The sequence below is a fragment of the Jiangella rhizosphaerae genome (assembly GCF_003579925.1).
In the GTDB taxonomy this organism is placed as follows: Bacteria; Actinomycetota; Actinomycetes; order Jiangellales; family Jiangellaceae; genus Jiangella; species Jiangella rhizosphaerae.
This window is the reverse complement of the sequence record NZ_QUAL01000303.1, coordinates 1-3,525: the sequence shown is the minus strand read 5'-3', so window position 1 is coordinate 3,525 and position 3,525 is coordinate 1. Positions and strand designations below refer to the sequence as shown.

Annotated in this window: 2 protein-coding genes and 1 pseudogene; 1 reads left to right on the top strand and 2 read right to left on the bottom strand. The window is 74.6% G+C overall.

Features of this window, described 5'->3' with window-relative positions; translation table 11 throughout:
- Window positions 1-238: 238 nt before the first annotated feature.
- Both DY240_RS23640 and DY240_RS23635 read right to left on the bottom strand, forming a co-directional pair.
- The gene (locus DY240_RS23640; RefSeq protein ID WP_119662191.1) at window positions 239-2,374 is read right to left on the bottom strand and encodes an ABC transporter permease; all 2,136 of its coding nucleotides are present in this window, start codon (window positions 2,372-2,374) and stop codon (window positions 239-241) included.
- Window positions 2,375-2,377: 3 nt separating this feature from the next.
- The gene (locus tag DY240_RS23635; protein ID WP_119662190.1) at window positions 2,378-3,148 is read right to left on the bottom strand and encodes an ABC transporter ATP-binding protein; all 771 of its coding nucleotides are present in this window, start codon (window positions 3,146-3,148) and stop codon (window positions 2,378-2,380) included.
- A 102-nt stretch (window positions 3,149-3,250) separates the two neighbouring features.
- Here DY240_RS23635 and DY240_RS23630 point away from each other — a divergent pair.
- Window positions 3,251-3,525: pseudogene (locus DY240_RS23630) on the top strand (adenosine deaminase); the annotation flags it as partial.

Here is a 3,525-nt window from a genome sequence, read left to right as displayed (position 1 = left end):
GGGTGAGGGATCCGGGTAGCCAGGACGACGCGGATCCCTCACCCATCCAGGCCGCGAAGGCATCACCTGCCGACCACGACACCACGAGACACGCCCCACGCATTCATCGGCATCTCCAAGGCCGCAGCGTCGGCAATCTCGGCGTCGGCTAACAGGCGGTGGCGTCCCCGTCGCCACGTGTCACCGCGTCGCCCCGCGCATGTGACGCCAACGACAGACCTTGAGCGCCGCGCCGAGTTCACTCCGCCGCGAGCGCCACCACCGGAGACGTCCGGGCCGCCCGCTGACCGGGCGCGATCGACGCGAGCACGCCGAGCAGGGTCGCGACCACGCCGCTGAGCGCCAGCAGCCCCCACGGCACGACGAACTCCAGCTCCTCGACGCTGACGACGGCGGCCCAGGCGAACAGCGCGCCGGCCACCGAGCCGACGACGGCAGCCACCGCGCCTATAAGCGCCGCCTCGACGCCGAGCATCAGCCGCGTCTGCCGGCGGGTCAGGCCCAGCGCCCGCAGCAACCCGATCTCCCGGGTCCGCTCGTGCACCGACAACGACAGCGTGTTGGCGATCCCGATGAACGCGATCACCAGCGCCAGCGCCAGGATCGCCAGCACCAGGTTCACCGCCTCGTTGAGGTCCTGCTCGAAGTCCGCGCGGCGCTGGGCGAAGCTCTGTACGGACAGCTCGGGGTGATCGTCCGTCGCCGCGACGATGGCCGCGCGGGCGTCGCCGCTGTCGACGCCGTCGGCCGCGTTCACGGCGAGCAGGTCGTCCTCGTCGACGACGACGGAGCCGATCTCCGGCAGCTCCTCGATCGCCCGGGCCACGTCGTCCGGGATCGGCGCGGCCGCAGCGGTCCGGACGGCGAAGTCCGCCGGCACCCGCCCGTCGACGACCACGCGGACGCTGTCGCGGGCGGACTCGACGACGGTGAGGAAGCCGGCCACCGTCGTGACGCCGATCAGCAGCGCCGCCGTCGTTGCCGCCACCCGGCGCTGATTGCGCACCGCGTTCCCCGTCGCCAGCTCCGCCGTGGAGCGGGACGCGCCCGAGACCCGGGCGGCCACCGCCCCGAGCACCCGGACCAGCGGCGGGACCACCTTCGGGCCGAGGATCAGCAGGCCGAGGAAGCACACCGCCGCACCGAACACGACCAGGATCAGCCCGGCGCCGCCACCCGACGTCCCCGCGGCCGCACCCGCCACCAGCACCAGCGCGCCGGTCACCATCGCCAGCAGCCCGAGGACGATCCGCGTCCGCCCGGCGGTCCGGCTGTCCGCCCCGTCCGGCACCGCCTGCAGCGCGGCCAGCGGCGACACCCGGGTGGCCACCCGCGCCGGCAGCAGCGCCGACCCGACGGTCATCAGCACGCCGATCACGATCGACCACGCCACCGTCGTCCCGGTCACCGTCAGCACCAGCGAGGCCCCGAGCAGCGACCCGGCCACCACCGCCGTCACCGCGCCGATCCCGACACCGGCGAGACTGCCGGCCAACCCGACCGCGACCGACTCGGCCAGCACACCGCGCAGCACCTGCCGCCGGGTCGCACCGACGGTGCGCAGCAGCGCCAGCTCGCGGGTGCGCTGGGCGACGAGGATCCGGAACGTGTTGGCGATGACGAACGCGGCCACGATGAGCGACACCGCGCCGAGCATCAGCAGCGGGATCCGCAGCGCCTCCTGCTTCGACGACTGGTCGATCAGCCGCTGCCCCAGCTCCGCACCGGTGACCACCTCGTGCTCGCCACCGAGCGCGGACCTGACGGCGGCCGCGTCGGCCCCGCCCTCCAGCCGCAGGTCGACGCGCGACGCACCCGGCGGGTCGGCGAACTCGCGCACGACGTCCCAGCCGGCGGTGAGCTCCGGGTCGTCCCCGGCCTCGGACGACGGATCGACCAGTCCGGCGATCGGCAGCCCGACCAGCTGGTCGGCGTCGGCCGTCGCCACCGTGATCTCGTCGCCGGCCGTCAGCCCGAGCCGCTCGGCCGAGCGCCGGTCCAGCAGTACGCCGTCGTCCGGCACGTCGGCGTCCAGCGGGGCCGCGAGCAGCCGGGCATACCCGAACGGGTCGACCCGGCCGTCGGCGTCGACGGTGTGAACGTCGAGCTCGCGTCGCGGCGCGGCCGCGGCGACGCCGTCGGCACCGGCGATCGCGGCGACCTCGTCCGGGGACAGCGTCGCGTCCGGCGACGCCAGCACCGCGAGGTCGACCCCCTCGGCGTCGGCGGCCAGCTCGCGCCGGCTGCCCTCGTCCAGGGAGTCGGTGAGAATCAGCGTCGCCGCGGTGAACCCCACCGACAGCACGACGACCAGGCCGGTCAGCACCAGCCGCAACAGGTGGGCGCGCAGCCCCGCCAGCACGATCGATCGCATCGCTCAGCCGCCCAGCCGGCGCAGGCCGTCGATGACGGCGTCAGGGGTGGGGTCGGCGATCTCGCCGGCGACGTGGCCGTCGGCGAGCATGACGACGCGATCCGCCGACGACGCCGCGACCGGGTCGTGCGTCACCATGACGACGGTGCGACCCAGCTCGCGGACGCTGGTGCGCAGGATCGCCAGCACCTCCCCGCCGGAACGCGAGTCCAGGTTGCCCGTCGGCTCGTCGGCGAAGATCACCTCGGGCCGGTTGATCAGCGCCCGAGCCACGGCTACCCGCTGCTGCTGGCCGCCGGACAGCTCGCTCGGGCGGTGCCGCAGCCGGTCGCCGATGCTCAGCACGTCGACCACCTCGGCGAACCAGCGCCGGTCGACGCGGCGGCCCGCCAGCTTCAGCGGCAGCAGCACGTTCGCCTCCGCGTCCAGCGTCGGCAGCAGGTTGAACGCCTGGAAGACGAAGCCCAGCCGGTCGCGCCGCAGCAGCGTCAGCTCGGTGTCGTTCAGGGCCGTGAGGTCGGTGTCGCCGAGCAGCACCCGTCCCGACGTCGCGGTGTCCAGCCCGGCGAGGCAGTGCACCAGCGTCGACTTGCCGGACCCGGACGGGCCCATGATCGCGGTGAACCGCCCGGCCGCGAACGCGACGTCGACGGCGTCGAGGGCACGGACGGCGGTGTCGCCGGCGCCGTGCAGCTTGGTCAGGCCGACGGCGCGCACCGCCGGCGCGAGAACGGCGCTCGTCGCGCCCGGGGAATCGGAGGTCTGAAGGCTCACGGTCCCAGCGTCGCGAGAACGACGCCGCGAATCGTCGGACCTGCGAGTGGACCCGGCGTACGACCAAGGTCGCACGGAGGTCGCAGTCGGTAGGGTCGGCTCGTGCCGACCCGCCCCGTCGAGACGCTGCCGAAGGTCCAGTCGCACCTGCACCTCACCGGGGCGATGCGCCCGGCGACCCTGGACGAGCTGGCCACCCGGCACGGCGTCGCGGTGCCGCCGCTGGCCGCGCTCACCGGCGGTCCGTACGAGTGGTCGGTCTTCCAGGGCCGCTACGACGCCGCGCGCGCCGTCATCCGGACGGCCGACGACGTCGCCCGGGTGGTCCGCGAGGCGGCCGAGGACGACGCCGCCGACGGCTGCGGCTGGTCCGAGCT

Bases quoted from the DNA above. Each gene is read 5' to 3' on its own strand.
- DY240_RS23640 (WP_119662191.1), bottom strand. From the start codon at position 2,374: ATGCGATCGATCGTGCTGGCGGGGCTGCGCGCCCACCTGTTGCGGCTG.